Annotated in this window: 19 protein-coding genes; 6 read left to right on the top strand and 13 right to left on the bottom strand. The window is 68.1% G+C overall.

Annotation, left to right across the window (positions count from 1 at the left end; all coding sequences use genetic code 11):
• Positions 1-47: 47 nt before the first annotated feature.
• The 3 genes from coaA (at position 48) to glmS (ending at position 4,419) form a co-directional block, all read left to right on the top strand.
• Positions 48-992 carry a type I pantothenate kinase gene (gene coaA, locus IEV67_RS08945; RefSeq protein ID WP_188436217.1) on the top strand — a complete coding sequence of 315 codons (945 nt, stop codon included), beginning with the start codon at positions 48-50 and terminating at the stop codon, positions 990-992.
• Positions 993-1,161: 169 nt separating this feature from the next.
• Positions 1,162-2,346: an L-2-hydroxyglutarate dehydrogenase gene (lhgD, locus tag IEV67_RS08940; protein WP_188436216.1), complete on the top strand. Its 1,185-nt coding sequence runs from the start codon at positions 1,162-1,164 to the stop codon at positions 2,344-2,346.
• A gap of 231 nt (positions 2,347-2,577) precedes the next feature.
• Positions 2,578-4,419, top strand: coding sequence for a glutamine--fructose-6-phosphate transaminase (isomerizing) (gene glmS / locus IEV67_RS08935; RefSeq protein ID WP_188436215.1), 1,842 nt, complete (start codon positions 2,578-2,580; stop codon positions 4,417-4,419).
• A 158-nt stretch (positions 4,420-4,577) separates the two neighbouring features.
• On the opposite strand, the gene IEV67_RS08930 is transcribed toward glmS, so the two are convergent.
• Positions 4,578-5,408: an endonuclease domain-containing protein gene (locus IEV67_RS08930; protein ID WP_188436214.1), complete on the bottom strand. Its 831-nt coding sequence runs from the start codon at positions 5,406-5,408 to the stop codon at positions 4,578-4,580.
• A 208-nt stretch (positions 5,409-5,616) separates the two neighbouring features.
• Between IEV67_RS08930 and IEV67_RS08925 the strand changes: the two genes are divergently transcribed.
• Genes IEV67_RS08925 through tsaE form a run of 3 tightly spaced genes read left to right on the top strand, consistent with a single transcriptional unit; the run spans position 5,617 to position 7,585 of the window.
• Positions 5,617-5,976 carry a holo-ACP synthase gene (locus tag IEV67_RS08925; RefSeq protein ID WP_188436213.1) on the top strand — a complete coding sequence of 120 codons (360 nt, stop codon included), beginning with the start codon at positions 5,617-5,619 and terminating at the stop codon, positions 5,974-5,976.
• Positions 5,977-6,014: 38 nt separating this feature from the next.
• A complete protein-coding gene (gene alr, locus IEV67_RS08920) occupies positions 6,015-7,088 on the top strand; it encodes an alanine racemase (RefSeq protein WP_188436354.1) in 1,074 nt (357 codons plus the stop codon).
• Entirely contained in the window at positions 7,085-7,585 is a 501-nt protein-coding gene (gene tsaE / locus IEV67_RS08915) for a tRNA (adenosine(37)-N6)-threonylcarbamoyltransferase complex ATPase subunit type 1 TsaE (RefSeq protein WP_188436212.1), read from the top strand. The genes alr and tsaE overlap by 4 nt, the downstream gene beginning before the upstream one ends.
• Before the next feature lie 225 nt (positions 7,586-7,810).
• Here tsaE and csrA read toward each other — a convergent pair whose 3' ends face one another.
• From csrA to IEV67_RS08855, 12 genes are read right to left on the bottom strand one after another with little or no spacing between them, the layout of a single operon-like run.
• Positions 7,811-8,092: a carbon storage regulator CsrA gene (gene csrA, locus IEV67_RS19085; protein ID WP_188436211.1), complete on the bottom strand. Its 282-nt coding sequence runs from the start codon at positions 8,090-8,092 to the stop codon at positions 7,811-7,813.
• 9 nt (positions 8,093-8,101) lie between these two features.
• Positions 8,102-10,171: a flagellar biosynthesis protein FlhA gene (locus tag IEV67_RS08905; protein WP_188436210.1), complete on the bottom strand. Its 2,070-nt coding sequence runs from the start codon at positions 10,169-10,171 to the stop codon at positions 8,102-8,104.
• Positions 10,168-11,259 (bottom strand): EscU/YscU/HrcU family type III secretion system export apparatus switch protein, encoded by a 1,092-nt coding sequence (locus tag IEV67_RS08900; RefSeq protein ID WP_188436353.1) that lies wholly within the window; start codon positions 11,257-11,259, stop codon positions 10,168-10,170. The genes IEV67_RS08905 and IEV67_RS08900 overlap by 4 nt, the downstream gene beginning before the upstream one ends.
• Complete coding sequence (locus tag IEV67_RS08895; protein ID WP_188436209.1) at positions 11,256-12,014, bottom strand: flagellar biosynthetic protein FliR; 759 nt, start codon at positions 12,012-12,014, stop codon at positions 11,256-11,258. The genes IEV67_RS08900 and IEV67_RS08895 overlap by 4 nt, the downstream gene beginning before the upstream one ends.
• 1 nt (position 12,015) lies before the next feature.
• Positions 12,016-12,291, bottom strand: a complete 276-nt coding sequence (gene fliQ, locus IEV67_RS08890) for a flagellar biosynthesis protein FliQ (protein ID WP_188436208.1) — start codon at positions 12,289-12,291, stop codon at positions 12,016-12,018.
• The gene (gene fliP / locus IEV67_RS08885; RefSeq protein WP_505712049.1) at positions 12,288-13,028 is read right to left on the bottom strand and encodes a flagellar type III secretion system pore protein FliP; all 741 of its coding nucleotides are present in this window, start codon (positions 13,026-13,028) and stop codon (positions 12,288-12,290) included. The genes fliQ and fliP overlap by 4 nt, the downstream gene beginning before the upstream one ends.
• Positions 12,968-13,468 carry a flagellar biosynthetic protein FliO gene (locus tag IEV67_RS08880; RefSeq protein ID WP_188436206.1) on the bottom strand — a complete coding sequence of 167 codons (501 nt, stop codon included), beginning with the start codon at positions 13,466-13,468 and terminating at the stop codon, positions 12,968-12,970. Before IEV67_RS08880 ends, fliP begins: the two co-directional genes overlap by 61 nt.
• Before the next feature lie 50 nt (positions 13,469-13,518).
• The gene (gene fliN / locus IEV67_RS08875) at positions 13,519-14,178 is read right to left on the bottom strand and encodes a flagellar motor switch protein FliN (RefSeq protein WP_188436205.1); all 660 of its coding nucleotides are present in this window, start codon (positions 14,176-14,178) and stop codon (positions 13,519-13,521) included.
• On the bottom strand, positions 14,175-15,116 hold the full coding sequence (locus tag IEV67_RS08870; protein WP_188436204.1) for a flagellar motor switch protein FliM: 942 nt from the start codon (positions 15,114-15,116) through the stop codon (positions 14,175-14,177). The genes fliN and IEV67_RS08870 overlap by 4 nt, the downstream gene beginning before the upstream one ends.
• 47 nt (positions 15,117-15,163) lie before the next feature.
• On the bottom strand, positions 15,164-15,982 hold the full coding sequence (locus IEV67_RS08865; RefSeq protein ID WP_188436203.1) for an OmpA/MotB family protein: 819 nt from the start codon (positions 15,980-15,982) through the stop codon (positions 15,164-15,166).
• Complete coding sequence (locus IEV67_RS08860) at positions 15,979-16,785, bottom strand: motility protein A (protein ID WP_188436202.1); 807 nt, start codon at positions 16,783-16,785, stop codon at positions 15,979-15,981. The genes IEV67_RS08865 and IEV67_RS08860 overlap by 4 nt, the downstream gene beginning before the upstream one ends.
• A complete protein-coding gene (locus IEV67_RS08855; protein WP_188436201.1) occupies positions 16,785-17,048 on the bottom strand; it encodes a flagellar FlbD family protein in 264 nt (87 codons plus the stop codon). Before IEV67_RS08855 ends, IEV67_RS08860 begins: the two co-directional genes overlap by 1 nt.
• Positions 17,049-17,174: the final 126 nt, after the last annotated feature.

The following is a 17,174-nucleotide window of genomic DNA, read 5'->3' as shown; positions in this document are numbered from 1 at the left end:
GGCCGGTGCGGGCGAGCCGTAGCATCCGCTTCGATACGATGTAACGCGTGACCACCGCCGACCCCACGCTGCCCCTGTCGCCGTATCGAGAGATCGGGCGTGCGGAATGGGCGCGGTTGGCATCGGGCCTGGATCAGCCGTTGAGCGAGACCGAGGTCGTCGAGATCCGCGGCCTGGGCGATCGGCTGAGCCTGGATGAGGTGCGCGAGGTCTACATGCCGCTGAGCCGCCTGCTCAGTCTCTATGCGACCGCGACCAAGCAGCTCGGAGCGGCGACCAGCTCGTTCCTGCAGGAGTCCGACACCACGACGCCATTCGTGGTCGGCGTGGCAGGATCCGTCGCCGTCGGCAAGTCGACGATCGCCCGCTTGCTGCGCGAGCTGATGAGCCGCTGGCCGGGCACGCCGCGGGTCGAACTCGTCACCACAGACGGATTCCTCTACCCGAACGCAGAGCTCGAGCGCCGCGGACTCATGGAGCGCAAGGGCTTCCCCGAGTCGTACGATCGCCGGGCACTGCTGTCGTTCCTCACCGAGGTGAAGTCGGGGGCGGCCGAGGTGCGCGCTCCGTTCTACTCGCACATGCGGTACGACATCGTCCCGGATGCGCACGTGGTCGTCCGGCGCCCGGATGTCGTGATCGTCGAGGGGCTGAACGTGCTGCAGCCCCCGCCCGCGCCCAACGACGTCGCCGTGAGCGACCTGTTCGACTTCTCGGTCTTCGTCGATGCCGACAGCTCCTACATCGAGAAGTGGTACGTCGACCGGTTCCTCGCACTGCGCAAGGGCGCGTTCAGCAACCCGTCGTCATACTTCAACGTGTTTGCGCACCTCACCGATGAAGAGGCCGTCACCACAGCCCTCGGCTACTGGAACGACATCAACATGCCGAACCTCGTCGAGAACGTGATGCCCACCCGGCACCGCGCGAGCCTGGTGCTGAACAAGGGAGCCGACCACAACGTCGAGAGCGTGTTGCTGCGCAAGCTCTGAGGCGCGCCCGGTGGAGTGTGAGCCGGTGTGGTGTCGCCGCGGGCTGGCGGGGGAGGTGTCGCTTCGTGTCGTGTGGCGGCGCCTGATGCGGCCGTTCGGACCACCTCCGGGTGCCACCGCCGGGCCGCACCAGCTCACGGCGCAGCATCCGCATCGGTATGCTCACCGCATGGGGAATCGAACTGGGGTCATCGGGGGCGGAATCGTGGGCGTGGCGCTCGCGCGCGCTCTCAGCAGGCGCGGCGACGAGGTCACCGTGCTCGAGAAGGAGGCGCGGCTCGCCGCGCATCAGACCGGGCACAACTCTGGTGTCGTACACGCCGGGCTGTACTACGCACCGGGGTCGCTGAAAGCCACGCTCTGCGCTGTGGGGCGCGAACAGCTGCGCGAGTTCTGCGAGGAGAAGCGCCTGCCGTACCGCGAGGTCGGCAAGCTCGTTGTCGCCGTCGACCCGAGCGAACTCGGCGCCCTGGATGAGATCGAACGGCGATCGCGCGCGAACGGCGTACCCGACCTGGAACGCATCGATGCACCCGCGCGTATCGCAGAGCTCGAGCCGCATGCGAGCGGCGTCGCCGCGGTGCACTCGCCACACACGGCAGTGGTGGACTACACCTCGATCACCGAGGCCATGGCACAGGACGTGCGCGCAGCGGGCGGCAGCATCCTTCTCGGTCATGAGGTGACCGAGATCGTCGCCGAACGTGGCCGCGTGAGCGTGCGCACCGCCGTCTCCGATCACGTGTTCGACCGCCTCGTCGTCTGCGCTGGGCTGCACTCCGACGTCGTCGCGCGATTCGTCGGCGCGGATCCTTCGCCGAAGATCCTGCCGTTCCGCGGCGAGTACTGGGCGCTGCGACCCGAGCGCACCGGGCTGGTACGCGGCATGATCTATCCGGTGCCGGATCCGCGGTTTCCGTTCCTCGGCGTGCACTTCACCCGTGGCGTCTACGACGACGTGCATGTCGGCCCGAATGCCGTTCCCGCGCTCGCCCGTGAGGGCTACAGCTGGCGGCGTCTGTCGGTCAAGGACACCTGGGAATCGCTGCGATGGCCCGGTGCGCTGCCGCTGGCCCGGCAGCATTGGCGGATGGGGATCGACGAGGTCAGCGCGTCGATCCTGAAGCCGCGGTACTTCCGCAAGGCGCAGCGCTTCATCCCCGAGTTGCGCATGTCGGACCTGCGCCGAACGGATGCGGCAGGCGTGCGAGCCCAGGCATGGGGGAGGGCGGGCGAGCTGCTCGACGACTTCGCCATCGATCAGGTGGATGCCGTGACGCTCGTGCGCAACGCACCGTCGCCCGCGGCCACCAGCTCGATGGCGATCGCCGACCACTTGCTCGCGCTGTTGTAGAGAGGTTGGTGCGCACTCGCGGGAGGTGGTTGGTTGTGCCGCTTCTCGGCGGTTCAGGCGGCAGCAAGCGACACCTCCGGGGGATGACGCGGAGTCGCACTCGCGGGAGGTGGTTGGTTGTGCCGCTTCTCGGCGGTTCAGGCGGCAGCAAGCGACACCTCCGGAGGGCACGCGACGGCATCCGAAGTTCGTTCGGACGACTCGCAAAACTTGGCGCTTATTCTTGAGACCATGTGTGGAATCGTCGGATACGTGGGCCCGCGCCCCAGCCAGGACATCCTTATCGCCGGCCTCGCCCGACTGGAGTATCGCGGCTATGACTCCGCCGGTATCGCGGTCATCGATGGCAATGGCGACCTCGGGATGCGCAAGAAGGCCGGCAAGCTCAGCATGTTGCGCGACTCGCTCGCCGACGCGCCGCTCGGCGACGGCACGACCGGCATCGGTCACACCCGGTGGGCGACGCACGGCGGTCCGACCGACGTCAACGCGCACCCGCATCTCGCCGATGACGACAAGCTCGCCGTGATCCACAACGGCATCATCGAGAACTTCTCGGCCCTGCGCGAAGAGCTGCTCGCTTCCGGTGTCGAGTTCCGCAGCGAGACCGACACCGAGGTCGCCGCCGCCCTGCTCGGCCGCGAATACGCCAAGAGCGGCAACCTGCAGGACGCGTTCCAGAACGTCGTCAACCGCCTCGAGGGCGCGTTCACGCTGCTCGCGATGCACGAGGACCACCCGGGTCTGGTCGTCGGCGCTCGCCGCAACTCTCCGCTCGTGATCGGACTCGGCGAGGGCGAGAACTTCCTCGGATCCGACGTCGCAGCCTTCGTCGAGCACACCCGCAAGGCGCTCGCGATCGGCCAGGACCAGATCGTCTCGATCACGCCTTCCGAGGTCACCGTCACCGACTTCTCCGGTTCGCCGGTCGAGGCAGAGCCGTTCGACGTGTCGTGGGATGCCGCCGCCGCCGAGAAGGGCGGATGGTCATCCTTCATGGCCAAGGAGGTCGCCGAGCAGCCCCAGGCCGTCGCGAACACGATCCTCGGCCGCGTGCACGACGGACAGGTCGTCATCCCCGAACTCGACGGGCTCGACGAGCTCTTCATCGGCATCAACCGTGTGATCATCACGGCCTGCGGCACAGCATCCTATGCAGCCCTCGTCGGAAAATACGCGATCGAGCAGTGGGCCCGCGTCGCGACCGACGTCGAACTCGCGCACGAGTTCCGCTACCGCGACCCGGTGATCGGCGACGACACGCTCGTCATCTCGATCAGCCAGTCCGGCGAGACCATGGACACGCTCATGGCCGTCAAGTACGCCCGCGAGCGCGGTGCGCGCACCCTGTCGATCTGCAACACGCAGGGCGCAACGATCCCTCGCGAGTCGGATGCCGTCGTCTACACCCACGCGGGCCCCGAGGTCGCCGTCGCATCGACCAAGGCGTTCTCGGCGCAGATCACCGCGCTGCTGCTGCTCGGTCTGCACATGGGGCGCGTGCGCCAGACGCTGACCGACGATTCGGCGGTTGCGGAGCTCGCCGACCTGCCCGACAAGATCGCCAGCGTCCTCGAGAAGGAGAACGACCACGTCGCGCAGCTCGCCGGCTGGATGGCCGACACCCGCTCTGTGCTCTTCCTCGGCCGTCACGTCGGATACCCGATCGCCCTCGAGGGTGCGCTCAAGCTCAAGGAGATCTCGTACATCCACGCCGAAGGCTTCGCCGCCGGTGAGCTCAAGCACGGCCCGATCGCCCTGATCGAGCCCGGTCAACCGGTGTTCGTCATCGTGCCGTCGCCGCGCCACTCCGCGCTGATCCACTCCAAGGTCGTCTCGAACATCCAGGAGATCCGCGCCCGCGGTGCCCGTGTCATCGTGATCGCCGAAGAGGGCGATGCCGCCGTGCTCCCGTTCGCCGACGAGGTCATCCACATCCCGCTCGCCGGGCCCATGTTCGAGCCGGTGCTCGCCGTCGTGCCGCTGCAGATCTTCGCGATGGCCCTGGCCACCGCCAAGGGCCTGGACGTGGACCAGCCGCGCAACCTCGCGAAGTCCGTCACCGTCGAGTAGGGGCCGGCGCTGCTGCAGTCTCGGCTGCCTCGGCACACTTGTAGGTCGAGATGCACGGATGTATGCCGAGATACGGGGGATGCCCCGGCATCCGTGGTTTTGGGCATGCATCCGTACCCGGCCGCTCCGCCCGTTGATCGACGTGCCGCCGGGACGACTCATGCCCGGGCGCGGGCGAGCGCCGGCAGGATGGCGGCGACGACGACGTCCCAGTGGTGCACGATCATCGCGTAGTCGAATCGCAGGGTCTCGTAGCCGAGGGTGGATGCCGCGGCATCCCGCATCAGGTCGGCATGACGCTTGTCTCCGGTGTGGTTGTCTTTGCCATCCGCCTCGAGGATGATCCGTCCGCCGATGACGAAATCGACGCGGCCGACGCCGTCTATGACGACTTGGCAGTCGAGTCGGATGCCCAGCAGATGCAGTCGGAGACGGAGCAGCGACTCCAGTCCGCTCTGGGCGTCAGATCGTGCGAGGTCGAGCAGCCACTCGACAGACTTCGGCAATTCGTGGCGGATGCGTGCGCGATCGGATGCTGAGATCAGGCGCTGGTTCCACGCTGATTCGTATGCGGCGAAGAATGCTTCGCGGCTGAGACAGCGGAATGCATGGATCAGTGCGGTGACTGCTGAGGCGATACCGAGGCCTGCGCGGCCGGCCGAATAGTGGGTGATGCACTCGCAGGGCTCATGCGGATGCCGGCGGCCGCTGCCTCCCAGCCACACGTGGATCTCGGCGTCCGGATTCGGGAGCATCCAGACACCGTGCGCGCGGAGTGCGGCCGCGCATGTGAGTTCGCCGCCGTGCGCGGCTGCCGCGACCACACGCGGATCGAGCCACGGAACCGCGAAGACGCCGGGGCGCACGCGGATGATGCTGCCGTTGTTCGTGTGTTCGGCCAGTTGTTTGCGGGTGCATTGGAAGCGTTGCAGAAAGGTGCCGCGTGCGATGCCGCCGAAGCGCTCGAGGAGGTCTGCGGGCTGAAACATCCTCCGATTCTGGTGGTGGGTCCGAGCCGAGGAGAGTCGTCCCCAGGCGCTGGGCACGACTCGCGCCTGTGCAGAACGAGTCCTCGGGTACGTCTGCAGGTCAGAATCTACGGATATATGCCGGGATCGGTGGGATGACCCGGCATCCGTGGTTTTGGGCATGCATCCGTACCCGGGGATGGGGTGACCCGGCCGGTAGGCTGGAGCGGTGATCATCGGGACCGGCATCGACCTCGTCGACATCCCGCGGTTCGAGCGCACCATGTCCCGAACGCCGCGGCTCATGGAGCGACTCTTCGCTCCGTCCGAGCGCACGCTGAGGCTCCCGTCGCTCGCTGCGCGCTACGCCGCGAAAGAGGCGCTGATCAAGGCGCTGGGCGGGTCGGACGGCGTGCACTGGACCGAGATCGAGATCGCCTCAGAGCCATCCGGCCGCCCGCATTTCCTGCTCACCGGCACCACGGCCGACGCGGTCACGGGCAAGGGCATCCTGAAACTCCACCTGACCATGTCGCACGATGCGGGCCTCGCCACTGCCTTCGTCGTCGCTGAGGGAGAGCCGCTGTGACCGCACATGCCGTCCCGTTCCGTGAAGCCACCGTCGAGATGGCCGCGATCGCCGACAACACCCGGCACTTCCGGCGCCTGACGGGGGTCGACGTCATCGCCGTCGTCAAGGCCAACGCCTACGGACACGGGGCCGCATCGGCGGCCGTCGCCGCGCTCTCCGGCGGTGCGACCAGGCTCGGCGTCGCCGAGATCGCCGAGGCCATCGACCTGCGCCGACAGGGCATCAACGCCCCGATCATCGCCTGGCTGCACGAGCCGGGAGAGCGCTTCGAGACGGCAGCCGCGAACGGCATCGAGGTCGGCATCTCGTCCTTCGACCAGCTCGAGGCGGCGGGAGCTGCGGCAGGCAGCAACGGACCCGTCGGCGTGCACCTGAAGCTCGAGACCGGGCTCTCCCGCAACGGCGTCGCGCCCAGCGACTGGAACCGTGTCTTCGCCGAAGCCGCCCGTCTCGAGAGGATCGGACGCCTCCGCATCATCGGCCTCTTCAGCCACCTCTCCAACGCGTCGCGCGCCGACGACCTCGAAGCGCTCGCCAGGTTCGATGCGGGCACCGCTGCCGCAGCATCCGCCGGCATCCGCCCCGAGATCCGGCACATCGCCGCCACAGCCGCGGCGATCGACCACCCCGAGACGCGACTGGATGCCGTGCGCATCGGAATCGGCCTCTACGGGCTCTCGCCGTTCGACGACCGCTCGTCCGCCGACCTCGGGCTGCGTCCGGCGATGACCCTGCGCGCAGCCGTCGCCGCCGTGCGCCGCGTGCCGGCCGGCGCCGGTGTCTCATACGGCTACGACCACCGCACGAACCACGACACGACGCTGGCCCTGATTCCGCTCGGTTATGCCGACGGCATCCCGCGCCAGGCATCCGGTCGCGGCCCCGTCATGATCAACGGCCGCAGATTCACCGTGGCCGGACGCGTCGCGATGGACCAGTTCGTCGTCGACGTCGGCGACGCCCATGTGGCGGTCGGCGACGAAGCCGTGGTGTTCGGCGATCCGACGCTCGGTGCGCCCTCCGCGACGGAGTGGGCGAACGCCGCGAGCACCATCAACTACGAGATCGTCACGCGCATCGGCAACCGCGTACCCCGGCGGGGCGCATGATCGATCCGGCCTTTCTCGGACGCCGCGAGATCGCGACATCGGATGCCATGGAGCACCTCGGCCTCGTCATCGGCGAGCAGCTGCAGCCGGGCGACTTGCTCGTGCTGACCGGACCGCTCGGCGCGGGGAAGACGACGTTCACCCGCGGCCTCGCGTCGGGGCTGGGCGTGCGCGGCCCGGTGCAGAGTCCGACGTTCGTGATCGCACGCACGCATCCGTCGCTTGTCGGCCGCGCGCCGCTCGTGCATGTCGACGCGTACCGGCTGGGATCGGCCGCCGAGCTGGACGACCTCGACATCGACTTCGCACGGTCTGTGGTCGTGATCGAGTGGGGGCGCGAGATGGCCTCGTCGATAGCGGATGCCTGGTGGGACATCGAGCTCGAGCGGCCCGTCGGCATCGCCGGAGATGATGTGGCCGACGAGGATCTGGATGCTGACGCCCCTCGCGTCGTGACGATCGAGCGCATCACCTCGGGGGACGTTTCGACTCGCTGACGCTCGCTCAACGCGTTTCGTCTCGCTCCGCTCGCTCAACGCCCCGCGGGGAGCGGAGCCGGGAGGTGGTGCGTTGTGTCGCTTCGGGCGCGCGGAGGCGGCCTTTTGCGACACCTGGGGATGGGTGTGGGCATCGGCCGCGCCGGGAGGTGGTGCGTTGTGTCGCTTCGGGCGCGGCTAGGCGGCCATTTGCGACACCTCGGAGTGGGTGGTTTCCCCGTGAGGCTACGACTCCTGCGGCCACGGCTCCTGCGGCTCGGTGGTCCCGGACGAGCGGCGGCGCGCGAGCGCGTCGAAGATCGCCCGTTCCGCTTCCGCGCCGGAGTCGGCTGCGGCTGAGACGTTCTCTGCGACGACGGCATCCACGATCTCGGAGCGCTGGATCCGCGTCTCGCGCGGCGCGTTCACGCCGATGCGCACGCTGTCGCCCTTGATGTCGAGCAGCGTGACCTCGATCTCGCCGTCGATGCGTATGCTCTCACCGATCCGCCTCGTCAACACCAGCATCAGATCAGCCTACTGGGGTGACGGCACTGAACCGACCGCCGGTTGAATCGCCGGGCTGTCGCGAACGACCCCGACCGTCTCGATCGTCAGCGCCGCCGCCGTCGCCTCGTTGTACGAGAGTACCGGAAGCCCGTCCGTCTGCGCCGACACCAGGCGCCGGACTGCGGCGCGCAGCGTCGGAGCGCACACCAGCACAGGCTCACCTTCGGTCACGCCGGCTGCCGCCTGTTTCACCGAGCCGATCACGGCCTCCAGCCGCTGCGGGTCGAAGACGATCTGCGTACCGTCGTCGCCGGGGCGCAGGCTCTCGAGCATCGACTGCTCCAGCAGCGGATTGATCATGATGACGCGCAGAGTGCCGGCATCCGCGAATCGCGCGGCGATCGCAGGACCGAGCGCCGTGCGCGCCGCCTCGATCAGTCCTTCCGGGTCGCTGGACACCTTGGCGCGCAGCGCCAGCGCCTCGTAGATGCGGCTGAGGTCGTTGATCGGCACACGCTCGGAGAGCAGCCCCTGCAGCACCCGCTGCACTTCGGCGAGCGACAGCAGCGCCGGCGTGAGCTCCTCGACCGCGGCAGGAGAGACCTGCTTGAGCGCATCGGTGAGCTGGCGCACATCCTCACGGCTGAGCAGACGCGCGGCGTTGGACTGGATCACGCTCGACAGGTGCGTGATGATCACGCTGGCGCGGTCGATGACCGTCGCACCGGCGAACTCCGCGCTGTGGCGCATCTCCATCGGGATCCACTTGCCCTCCAGACCGAACACCGGGTCGACCGCGGCGGCACCGGGCAGAGCATCCAGTCCCTGCCCCAGGGCGAGCACTGATCCTGGCGGGGCCGTGCCGCGCCCCGTCTCGACGCCGGCGATGCGGATGGCGTAGGTCGACAGCGGCAACTCGATGCTGTCGCGGGTGCGCACCGGCGGCACCACGAGTCCCAGATCGAGTGCGATGCGCCGACGCAGCGCCTTGACCCTGGCGAGCAGGTCGTCCGGACCACCAGTCACCAGGTCGACGATGTTCGCAGCGAGCTGGATCTCGAGGGCATGCACACGCATCTTCTCGATCAGCTCCTCCGGCTGATCGGCAGAGGGAGCGCCGGCCGCGCTCGCCGAAGCCGCAGCGGCGGCATCAGCCCGGGCCTCGGTGGCTTTGGCACGCTGGGCGGCCAGCAGCAGCAGAGCTCCGATCGTCACGAACGGCAGAATCGGCATCCCGGGGATCAGCGCCATCACGATCGCCGCGCATCCGGCGATGATGAGCGCGTTGCGGGACTGGCCGAGCTGCGCCGTCGCCGCCTGACCCATCTCCGTCTCGGCGTTCGATCGGGTCACGATCATGCCCGTCGACACCGCCATCAGCAACGCGGGGATCTGGGTGACGAGGCCGTCGCCGATCGTCAGGAGGCTGTAGGTGCTCACGGCTTCCTCGACGTCCATGCCGTGCTGGACGAGCCCGATCGCGATGCCGCCGACGAGGTTGATGATGATGATGACGAGGCCGGCGATCGCGTCGCCCTTGACGAACTTCGAGGCACCGTCCATCGCACCGTAGAAGTCGGCCTCCGCGGCGACCTCCGCGCGGCGTTCGCGCGCCTGCACATCGGTGATGAGCCCCGCGTTCAGGTCGGCGTCGATCGCCATCTGCTTGCCGGGCATGGCGTCCAGAGTGAAGCGCGCACCGACCTCGGCGACGCGCTCGGCGCCCTTGGTGACCACGACGAACTGGATGACGACGAGGATCAGGAACACCACGGCGCCGATGATGAGCGATCCGCCGACGGCGATGGCCCCGAACGCCTCGATCACCTGTCCCGCGTACGCCTCGCCGAGCACGAGCCGCGTCGACGCGACGTTCAGCCCGAGCCGGAACAGCGTCGCCACCAGCAGCAGCGACGGGAACACCGAGAAGTCGAGGGGTTTGCGCACGAACATCGATGTGAGCAGGATCACGAGCGCGAACATGATGTTCAGGATGATCAGCGTGTCGAGCAGGAACGGCGGGATCGGCACGACCAGCAGCATGATGATGCCGACCACGCCGACCGGCACGGCGAGCTTGTTCACCAGTTGATTCATACGGTCCTCCGATGGGGAAGGGAATGGATGCCGCGGGCGGCACCGCGCTTTCGCAGACTGTCGACGAACACGAGCACGCGTGCCACCGAGGTGTACAGGTCGGCAGGGATCTCCTGCCCGAGATCGCACGCGGCGAACAGGGCTCGGGCGAGCAGCACCTCGCGCACCATCGGGACGCCGGCCGCCGTCGCCCGCTCGCGGATGCGGTCGGCGATCACACCGGTGCCCTTCGCGACGACCTTCGGCGCAGACCGGCCCACCTCGTAGCGCAGGGCGATGGCCACATGGGTCGGGTTGACGAGCACGACGTCGGATCCGGCTACCGCGGCGATCATGCGGTTGCGGCTGATCGCGAGCTGGCGTGAACGACGCTGCTGACGGATGAGCGGGTCGCCCTCGCTGTTCTTGTTCTCGTCGCGCACCTCGCGCTTGGTCATGCGCGTGTGCTTGGTGTTGCGGCGCATCACGACGAACACGTCGATCGCCGCCAGCGCGAGCCCGACGGCGATCGCGGTCTGCAGCAGCGCGGCGCCGCCCTCGCTCGCGGTGCCGAGCAGTCGGGTGAGCGAGTGCGCACCGCTGGCCGACAGCACCGGCATGAGTCCCGCGATGACGATCCACAGCGCGATGCCGATCGCGGCGGTCTTCAGCAGGGCCTTCGCGCCCTCCCAGAGAGCCTGCATCCCGAACACGCGCTTGACGCCGGACACGATGTTGAACTGCTCGAACCGTCCGGTGAAGCGACGGACATGCACGCCGCCCTGCGCCGCAGCGCCCAGCAGAGTGACGATTGCGACGACGGCGAGCATCACCCCGAGTGTCGGAAGCACCGAGCCGAGCCCGAGCCCGAGCGCCCCCAGCGCGGCGGCCGGTGAGGGAGCGTGCACGATCGAGGTCAGCGAGATCAGCTGCTCGGTGCCCGCCGACGCCCCCAGCCCGATTGCCGAGGGCAAGGCGATGGCGGCCGCGCCGATGCCGAGCCATGCCGTGAGGTCCTGGCTGCGGGAGATCCGACCCTTCTGCCTCGCCTCCCGGAGGTGCTTGTCGGTGGCCTTCTCGCTGCGCTCGCCGCTGTCGTTGCTCATCAGTGCACTCCGCGAATCATCCGCAGCGCCTCTGACGTCAGCGCATCGACGAGGCCCGGCAGCGCGATGAACACCACGCCGGCGAGCAGCAGCGTGAGCAGGATCTTCACCGGGAAGCCCATCGCGAACGCGTTGAGCGCCGGCGCGACACGGGTGATCAGCCCGAGTCCGACGTCTGCGAGGAACAGCACGAGCACCAGCGGGCCCGCGATCTGCACGGCTGCGAGCACCATCTGCGAGACGCCGTCGACGAGAAGCTGCGCCGGCCCTGATACCTCGAAGACGCCGTCCACCGGCACCGCATCGAAGCTGCGTGCGAGCCCGGCGAGGATGATCTGGTACCCGCCGGACGAGAAGAGCAGCGCCAGGGCCGACAGATGGAACAGCCTCGTGAACTGCGCGCCGTTGACCAGCGAGAACGGATCGAAGGCCTGCGCGAGCTGGAAGCCGCCGAACACGTCGATCAGGTTTCCCGCCGCCTGCAACGCGGAGAAGCACACCATGACCAGGAATCCCAGCAGCGCACCCGTGAGCACCTGCACGGTCAGAGCGCCGAAGAAGGCGCCGGTCGCGAGGTTCTCGTAGCCGGGTGCGACCGCGCCGCCCATGGCGAGGGAGAGGCCGATCGCCAGCATCGCCTTGATGCGCATCGGAATCGCGCCGTAGGAGAACGGCGGGGCGATCACGATGAATGCCGTGATGCGCACGGCGGCGAGCATGGTCGCCTCCAGCCAGGCGAAGTCGATCGGGATGAACATGTCATCCGCCGCTCAGCAGCATCGGAATGCGCTCGAACATGTCGTTCGTGAATGCGATCATCTCCGCGATCATCCAGTTGCCCGCGATCAGCAGCGCGATGCCGACTGCGACGATCTTCGGCACGAACGACAGCGTCACCTCCTGCACCTGGGTGATCGACTGCAGCAGCGAGATGGCGAAGCCGACGACCAGCGCGGTGATGAGCAGGGGGGCGGCGAGCTTGGCGGCGATGATCAGCCCCTGCGTGCCGATGTCGAGTACCGCTTCGGGGGTCATCCGACTCCTCCGTAACTCTCCAGGAGGGCTCGGATTATCAGACCCCACCCGTCGACGAGGATGAACAGCAGGATCTTGAACGGCAGCGAGATCATCACCGGCGGCAGCATCATCATGCCCATCGACATCAGCGCCGCGGCCACGACGATGTCGATCACGAGGAACGGCACGAAGATCACGAAGCCGATGATGAACGCCGCGCGCAGCTCGGAGATCATGAACGCGGGGATCAGCGTGTACAGCGGAACGCTCTGCGCATCCGCCGGATTGTCCTGGCCGGCCATCCGCGACATCAGCGCGAGGTCCTCTTCGCGGGTGTACCCCAGCATCCATTCCTGCAGTGGAGCCTGTCCGACATCGAACGCCTGCGTGAACGTGAGCGAGCCGTCGATGTACGGCTGCACTGCGACGGTGTTGATCTCGCCGAGCACCGGCCACATGATGAACAGCGACAGGAACAGGGCGAGACCTGCCAGAACCTGGTTCGGCGGGATGCTGGGCAGCGAGAGCGCGTTGCGGGTCATCGCCAGCACGACGAAGATCTTCGTGAACGACGTCATCATCAGCAGCAGCGCGGGTGCGACGGACAGCAGGGTGATGCCCAGCAGCGTGAGGATCGATCCGGATGGTGAGCCGTCGACGCCGTTGATGTCGACCGTGAGCAGAGGCAGCACGCTCATCGGGAGCGCCGGATGGCCTCGGCGGTCTGCCGCCACGTCTCGGGGGAGATGATGGATCCCCGAAGCGGATCGTTGCGATGGCGCACGCGCAGGCGCGCCCCCGAGTCGTGATCAGCCGACGACCGCGACGACCGCGACGTCTGCGACGACGCCGACGCCGACGCCTCACCGGCCAGGATGCTGTCGAACGCCTCGACGCCCGAGACGGCGGGCTTCGAGGAGCCTTCGATGATCGGATGCCGCGACACACTGCCGCCCGAGTCGGCGATGCCGACGGCATCCGTGCCTTCCTCGGCGGCGACCGGCAGGCGATCCACGACGCTCACGCCGTGCTCGGTGACGCCGAGCACGTAGCGGGCATCGGCGGTCTGCACCATGACGAGCTGCGCTTTCGCGCCGAGGCCCTGCCGCCCCAGAACAGTGATCGTCTCGGCCTCGCGTCGACGCGTCGAGGTGCGCGAGAAGCGCCGCTGCAGGTACCAGAGCAGCCCGAGCACCGCCGCCAGCGAGAGGGCGACGCGCAGCGCTATGAGCAGCTCGTCCAGGATCAGGCCTCGACGTTCTCGAGAATCCGGGTGATGCGCACCGCGTAGTCCTGATCGACGACGACGACTTCGCCGTGCGCGATGATGCGTCCGTTGAGCTTCACGTCGGCGGGTGCGCCGGCCGAGCGGTCGAGCTCGACGACACGACCGGGTTCCAGGTCGAGCACGTCGCGCACCGCCATGCGGGTGCGGCCGATCTCGACCGTGAGCTCCATCTCCACACCCGCGATGCGGTGCAGCCGCCTGGACGACGTCGCGGCGCTCTGAGGACTGCGGGTGATGCGCACCGCCAGACGTCCGATCGTGCGGTCGGTCTCGTCCTGAAGATCGAACAGCTGCGTCGACGGGTGCGAGAAGATCGGCGATGCGTCGCCGATGCGCGAGTCGCCGATGGCGCCGGGGCCGAGGGCGCTCGCGGATGCCTCCAGAGCGTCGTGCAGCCGGTCGGCGAGCGATGCGTTCGGCACGCCGTCGATGAGCACCGAAGGATCGAGGATCTGCACGGCGAGTTCCGCGCTCGCCTCGCCGACATAGTTGACGACGACGGCGTCACCGGTGTCTCCAGAAGCCTGCGAGGGGCGCACGGTGGTGGGGGCCGCGGTCGGCAGTCGGGCCGCGAAGGCAGCGGCGACGGCGGATTCGTAGGCGGTGGTGCTGGTCACGCGGACTCCTCAGGGGCGGGATCAGGGACGGTCGAGGTCACGACGCAGGCGAGGCGTGCGCCGGCGGTGCCGACGGCGGCCGTGGCCACCTGCTGCTCGCCGACGAGGAGGAGCAGCGGACGATCGGCCGCGTGCGGCAGCGGCAGGATGTCGCCGACGGACAGCCCGAGCACGTCGCGAGGGACCACGCTGCGCGACGCGAGCCGCAGAGACAGCTCCACCGGCGACTGCTCGACCTGACGACGGACGAGCCCAGGTGTGGCGGATCGGTCGGCCTCGGAGACGCGGCTGGTGATCCCGGAGAGGATGGATGCCGGAAGCATGATGCTCGTGGGCACGGTGCGTCCGCCGAGCCGCATGGAGAGCTGCGCGACGATGACCGGCTCGTTCGCGGCCGCCACCTGCGCGAACTGCGAGCTGTACTGGATGCCGGCGATCGTGATCCTCTGCGGAAGCAGCCCGCCCATGGTGCCGGTGAGCAGAGCGATGGCATCTGTCATCAGCGAGCCGACCAGCGCCTGCTCGATCGGGGTGAACGTGCGTTCCTCATTCGCGCCGGTCGCCCGCCCGCCGACCATCTGCACGATCCACGCGGTCGCCGCCGATGACGGGAACTGCACGATCATCCGTTCGGCGGAGTCGGGAAAGGCGCACACGACCAGGGTCGTCGTGGTGGGCAGCGACTGGGCGTACTCGCCGTACGCCTGCATGGCCACGTTTTCGACGGTGACGGTGGCACGCACGCGGATCTTGGCTGAGAGGTCAGCCGCCCACTGGCGCGAGAACGTCTCGAACGCGAGCTCCAATGCGCGGGCGTGCTCGCGCGACAGCGTCGCCGATCTGCCGAAGTCGTAGGCCTCGATCTCGATGGTCGCCGATGGCGCACCGGAAGCCGTTTCCGCTGACACGCCGGATCGCGCGCTGTCGTCGATCACCACGAACCCCACTATCGGGCGGCGACGCTTGCGCGTTAGGAGACGAGTCGTCAGGGTCTCGGCTTGGAGCCTCCCGCCGAAGACTGGACCGACGGGATGAGCGAGCGCACCTCCTCTTTCACCTGAGAGAGGACGACGATGTCGACTCGTCGATTCTTCGCCAGAGCGTCGGCGCTGGACCCGTCCGCGATCGGTCGGGTGTCGGCGTAGCCGACGGATTTCACGTGGTCGGGTGGGAGGCCGCCGGACTCGACGAGATGCCGGAGCACCTGCGTCGAGCGGCCGGATGACAGCTCCCAGTTCGTCGCGAACGGGGCGACGGCGACGCGGTGATCGGCGTGACCTTCGACCGAGATGTCGTTCGGGACGGTGACCAGCACGGTGCCGAGCGCGTCGAGCACCGAGACGGCCTTGCCGCTGAGGTTGGTGCTGTTGGTCTCGAAGAAGGTCTCGGCGCTGACGAGGCCGATCGTGAGACCACGGTCGTCGATGGTGAAGGTGACGTCGGCTTCCAGGTCGTTCTGGGCGAGCACGTCGCGCAGCTTGTCGCGCAGCGCGGAGAGCTCTTCGAACTCGACGACGGCGGCGTTCAGGTCGGGGTCGGCGGGTTCGCCCTTCTCATCGATGAACTCCGGGGGGACGACCACGCCCTCGGCCACGTCGGCGAACTCCGTGGGGTCCTGTCCGAATCCGGTGGCAAGCGATGCGCTGAGGGCCGCGAACTTCTGCTGATCGACGGTGGACATCGCGAACAGCACGATGAACAGGCACATGAGCACCGTGATCATGTCGAGGTACGACGCCATCCAGCGCTCGTCTGGCCCGCTGTGCTCTTCGTGCGGCACCTGTCGCCGCGCCCGGACGCTCATGGCGTCGGTGCCGGATCCGCTGCCCCTCGGTCCGCACCCCTGCGGTTGGATTTCGTCTGCGGCTGCGCGACGAGTGCTCGGAGGCGCTCGCCCACGAACTGCGGCGGCGACCCTGCCTGAACGGCCAGCATGCCCTCCATGACCAGGGTCATCCGCTCGACCTCCAACTCACCCAGCCGCTGGAGCCGGCCACCGATCGGGAGCCAGATGAAGTTCGCCGACAGCAGGCCCCACAGCGTCGCGACGAACGCGGCGGCGATCATGTGCCCCAGCTCGTCTGGCTTGTTGAGGTTCTCGAGCACGTGCGTCAGCGAGACGACGGTGCCGACGATGCCGACCGTCGGCGCGAATCCGCCGAGGGTCATGTAGAACTTGGATGCCGTGCGGTTGCGCGCCGCCGCAGAGGTGATCTCATCCTCCATCAGCGTGCGCAGGTCTTCGGCGTCCACACCGTCGGCGATGCTCTGCAGCGACTGGCGCAGGAACGGATCCTTCTCGTCGACCAGTGCCTGCTCGAGGGCGAGGAGGCCCTGGGAGCGTGCCGTGTCGGCGTAGCCGACGATCTGGTCGATCATGCTGGCAGCGGTTCGGCGATCACCGCGGAACGCGCGCGGCAGGGACTTGATCGCGTGCACGAAGTCGCGGATGGTTCCCGTCGCGATTCCCACGGCGATGGTTCCGCCGAAGACGAGGATCATGGGCGCCGGCAGCAGGAGAGCCGTGACAGAGGCGCCCTCGATGCCGATCATGGCCAGCAGTGCGCCGAAGGCGAGGACGAGCCCGATGATGAGTGACGGATCCATCAGAGCACCGCCTCCGTCTCGGGCGACGTCTCAGGTGGCGTCTCGGGGGAGGAAGGGGTGGGATAGATCCAGTTCGAGGCAGCGGCCAGCACGCTGGCGCGGTAATGGATGATCTTCTCGATCACTTCGTCCATCGTCTCGGTGACGACGAAGGTCGCGGCATCGACCATCATGATCGTGGTGTCGGGCGAGGCTTGGATCCGCTCGATCAGGTCAGGGTTCAGCGCGAACCGGGAACGGTTCAGGCGCGTGACGACGATCATGGGCTCCATCCTGGAAGTTCTGTCCTCACACCGAGGTGCGAGAACTCGACAGCCCGTCCTGGGCCGTCGTGGGTCACTGTCGGTCACCGGTCGCCGCGCGTTAGCTCGACGACCGGCGACACACGA

The organism is Microbacterium murale (assembly GCF_014635185.1).
GTDB classification, from domain to species: Bacteria; Actinomycetota; Actinomycetes; order Actinomycetales; family Microbacteriaceae; genus Microbacterium; species Microbacterium murale.
The sequence above is the reverse complement of the archived record's forward strand: the minus strand, read 5'-3'. Positions and strand labels throughout refer to the sequence as shown.

Excerpts from the sequence above, each read along its gene's own strand:
- tsaE (WP_188436212.1), top strand. The coding sequence starts at position 7,085 with ATGATCGATCCGGCCTTTCTCGGACGCCGCGAGATCGCGACATCGGAT.
- IEV67_RS08855 (WP_188436201.1), bottom strand. The coding sequence starts at position 17,048 with ATGATCGTCGTCACGCGCCTGAACCGTTCCCGGTTCGCGCTGAACCCT.
- csrA (WP_188436211.1), bottom strand. The coding sequence starts at position 8,092 with ATGCTGGTGTTGACGAGGCGGATCGGTGAGAGCATACGCATCGACGGC.
- alr (WP_188436354.1), top strand. The coding sequence starts at position 6,015 with ATGGCCGCGATCGCCGACAACACCCGGCACTTCCGGCGCCTGACGGGG.
- lhgD (WP_188436216.1), top strand. The coding sequence starts at position 1,162 with ATGGGGAATCGAACTGGGGTCATCGGGGGCGGAATCGTGGGCGTGGCG.
- glmS (WP_188436215.1), top strand. The coding sequence starts at position 2,578 with ATGTGTGGAATCGTCGGATACGTGGGCCCGCGCCCCAGCCAGGACATC.
- IEV67_RS08905 (WP_188436210.1), bottom strand. The coding sequence starts at position 10,171 with ATGAATCAACTGGTGAACAAGCTCGCCGTGCCGGTCGGCGTGGTCGGC.
- IEV67_RS08930 (WP_188436214.1), bottom strand. The coding sequence starts at position 5,408 with ATGTTTCAGCCCGCAGACCTCCTCGAGCGCTTCGGCGGCATCGCACGC.
- IEV67_RS08895 (WP_188436209.1), bottom strand. The coding sequence starts at position 12,014 with ATGTTCATCCCGATCGACTTCGCCTGGCTGGAGGCGACCATGCTCGCC.
- IEV67_RS08865 (WP_188436203.1), bottom strand. The coding sequence starts at position 15,982 with ATGAGCGTCCGGGCGCGGCGACAGGTGCCGCACGAAGAGCACAGCGGG.
- IEV67_RS08860 (WP_188436202.1), bottom strand. The coding sequence starts at position 16,785 with ATGGATCCGTCACTCATCATCGGGCTCGTCCTCGCCTTCGGCGCACTG.
- fliQ (WP_188436208.1), bottom strand. The coding sequence starts at position 12,291 with ATGACCCCCGAAGCGGTACTCGACATCGGCACGCAGGGGCTGATCATC.